The organism is Skermanella aerolata KACC 11604, from assembly GCF_000936425.1.
GTDB classification, from domain to species: Bacteria; Pseudomonadota; Alphaproteobacteria; order Azospirillales; family Azospirillaceae; genus Skermanella; species Skermanella aerolata.
In genome coordinates, this window is record NZ_AVFK01000132.1 from 1 (window position 1) to 2,660 (window position 2,660).

At 64.9% G+C, this 2,660-nt stretch carries 5 protein-coding genes; all 5 read left to right on the forward strand.

Annotated elements, in window-relative coordinates:
• Nucleotides 1-473 (forward strand): response regulator (locus N826_RS38625; protein ID WP_044437874.1); only part of this gene is annotated, 473 nt, incomplete at its 5' end.
• Nucleotides 470-955 carry a chemotaxis protein CheW gene (locus tag N826_RS38630; protein ID WP_044437875.1) on the forward strand — a complete coding sequence of 162 codons (486 nt, stop codon included), beginning with the start codon at nucleotides 470-472 and terminating at the stop codon, nucleotides 953-955. The genes N826_RS38625 and N826_RS38630, both read left to right, overlap by 4 nt.
• A gap of 44 nt (nucleotides 956-999) precedes the next feature.
• Nucleotides 1,000-1,362, forward strand: a complete 363-nt coding sequence (locus N826_RS38635; RefSeq protein WP_044437877.1) for a chemotaxis response regulator CheY — start codon at nucleotides 1,000-1,002, stop codon at nucleotides 1,360-1,362.
• An 8-nt stretch (nucleotides 1,363-1,370) separates the two neighbouring features.
• Entirely contained in the window at nucleotides 1,371-2,090 is a 720-nt protein-coding gene (locus tag N826_RS38640) for a protein phosphatase CheZ (protein ID WP_052832813.1), read from the forward strand.
• 232 nt (nucleotides 2,091-2,322) lie between these two features.
• Nucleotides 2,323-2,660, forward strand: a 338-nt coding sequence (locus N826_RS38645; protein WP_044437879.1) for a PAS domain-containing protein, incomplete at its 3' end; no start/stop codon positions are given.

Consider the following 2,660-nt stretch of genomic DNA (forward strand, 5'->3'; position numbering starts at 1 on the left):
GCAAGGCGACCGACCTGATCGACGCCGGCTTCTTCCTGACCCAGGCCTACGGCGACTGGTTCGGCTCGTCGGCCCGCGAGGCCTACGAGGAGGAGAAGGCGCATCGGGTCCTGCTGGTCGACGACAGCCCGTTCTTCCGCAATCTTCTCACTCCGCTGCTGACGGTGGCCGGTTATCAGGTGACCACGGTGCAGAGTGCCGACGAGGCGCTGAACCTGTGCGAGGCAGGCGAGGACTTCGACGTCATCGTCAGCGATATCGAGATGCCGGGCATGAGCGGCTTCGAGTTCGCTGAAGTGATCCGCGGCGATACCCGCTGGCACGCCACTCCGCTGGTGGCGCTGAGCAGCTGTGCGTCACCGCGCGATCTGGAGCGGGGCCGTCAGGCCGGTTTCACCGACTATGTCGCCAAGTTCGACCGTGACGCCCTGCTGGTTTCCCTGTCCCAGACCCTCTCCGAAGGTGCCGCATGACCGCCCTGCCTGTTCCCTCGTCCAGATCTGCCGGCCCGGCCGCCAACCTCAGCGAGGACCTGATCACCCTGACGATTGCCGGCCATCAGTTCGGCATTCCGGTGCTCCAGGTCCAGGATGTGCTGGGCCCCCAGCGCGTCACCCGGGTTCCGCTGGCGCCGCCGGAGGTCGGCGGATCGCTCAACCTGCGCGGCCGGATCGTCACCGCGATCGATGTCCGGCTGCGCCTCGGTCTGCCGGCCCGGCCCGGGGACAAACCTGGCATGAGCATCGTGGTCGAGCTGTACGGCGAGCTCTACAGCCTGATGGTCGACGAGGTCGGCGAGGTGCTGAGCCTGTCGCCCGACGACTTCGAGCGGACGCCCAAAACGCTCGACGGCCGCTGGCGTGAGCTGTCCAGCGGCATCTACCGGCTGAACGGCGCGCTGCTGATCGTGCTCGAGGTCGACCGCCTGCTCGCCTCCCTCACCGCCGTCGCCTGATACCGCCCACACCGTACTTTTCCCACATGCTGAGTATTTCTATCATGAAGATCCTGGTTGTTGACGACTACGCCACGATGCGCCGCATCGTGCGCAACCTGCTGAGCCAGATCGGCCACCTCGATGTCGAGGAAGCAGGTGATGGCATCGTCGCCCTGCAGAAGCTGCGCGAGACGCAGTTCGGGCTGGTGATTTCCGACTGGAACATGGAGCCGATGACCGGTCTGCAGCTGCTCAAGGAGGTGCGCGCTGATAATAAGCTGAGTGGCACGCCGTTCATCATGGTCACCGCCGAGAGCAAGACCGAGAACGTGGTTGCCGCCAAGCAGGCCGGGGTCAACAACTACATCGTCAAACCGTTCAACGCCGACACGTTGAAGCAGAAGATCGCCAGCGTGCTCGGGTGAGGGACACCATGACTGATAGTTCTGCTTGCGAAGCGGCGCTGAGCGAGAACCGTTTCCAGGAGATCGCTCACGAAATCGGCCGGACTGCCGAGGGTCGGGCGTTTCTGAGGGCGCTGGAACTGCGCTCCCGGGTCGTGGGGACCGACGAGGTGCGCGCTCTGGTCAGTGGGTTGCGCGAGCTGTGGCAGCAGCGCGGCGCCGATGCCGCCGACCAGCGGACCGGACTGGTGCGGCGCGAGCTGGAGGAGATGAGTGGCGCAATCCTGCAGATGCGGCGCGAGATCGCGGCCCTGCGCCCGGAGCACGCGGCGGACAACCGGATCCTGGCGGCGACCGGCGAACTGGACGCGATCGTCAGCGCCACCGAGCGGGCGACCTCGGAGATCCTGAACGCGGCCGAGCGCCTGCTCGAGCAGGCCGGGCAGGTCAGCGCAGCGGGGCTGGGTGATCTGGCCGCTGGCATCGAGGCGCAGGCGACCGAGATCCTGATGGCGTGCTCGTTCCAGGACATCACGGGTCAGCGCACGACCAAGGTGGTCAACGCACTGCGCTACCTGGAACAGCGGGTCAACGCCATGATCCAGCTCTGGGCGGATCAGCCAGGAGGCCCGGGCGGCGGGCCACCGCCGGGCTCAGCCGACCCGCGGCCCGATGCCCACCTGCTCAACGGTCCGGCGCCGCCCGGCCAGGGCCGCAGCCAGTCCGACATCGACGCTCTGTTCGGCTGACAAAAAACCAGCCGGGCGGCGCATCGCGGGGCTGTGCTGCCGGTGATCCGCAGTATCGGCTGAGGTCTGACGAAGGAAATAATCAATCACTAATTTTAGTCTTAAGAGCTACAATAAACCTATTTTCCCATTATGTTAAATCGGAAGAGTTGCCCCTACCTCGGTTTGTTTGGAGGCAGCTCGGCACGTCGAACTCACGACATCCCAGCGACCGGCAGAGCGAGGCCTTGATATGTTTTTCAAATCCAAACGTTTGAGGGAACTTGAGGCCCAACTGGCCGCGATCGGCAAGTCGCAGGGCATCATCGAGTTCTCAATGGACGGCACGATCCTGACTGCCAACGAAAATTTCCTGGCCGCCGTCGGCTATACGCTCGATGAGATCAGGGGCAGGCACCACAGCCTGTTCGTCGATCCCGCAGAGCGCGAGAGCAGCGAGTACCGACAGTTCTGGGCCGGGCTGAAGGAGGGCCGCTTTCAGACGGCCGAGTACAGGCGCCTCGGCAAGGGCGGTCGTGAGGTCTGGATCCAGGCCACCTACAATCCCGTCTGCGGCAGGAGTGGCCGTCC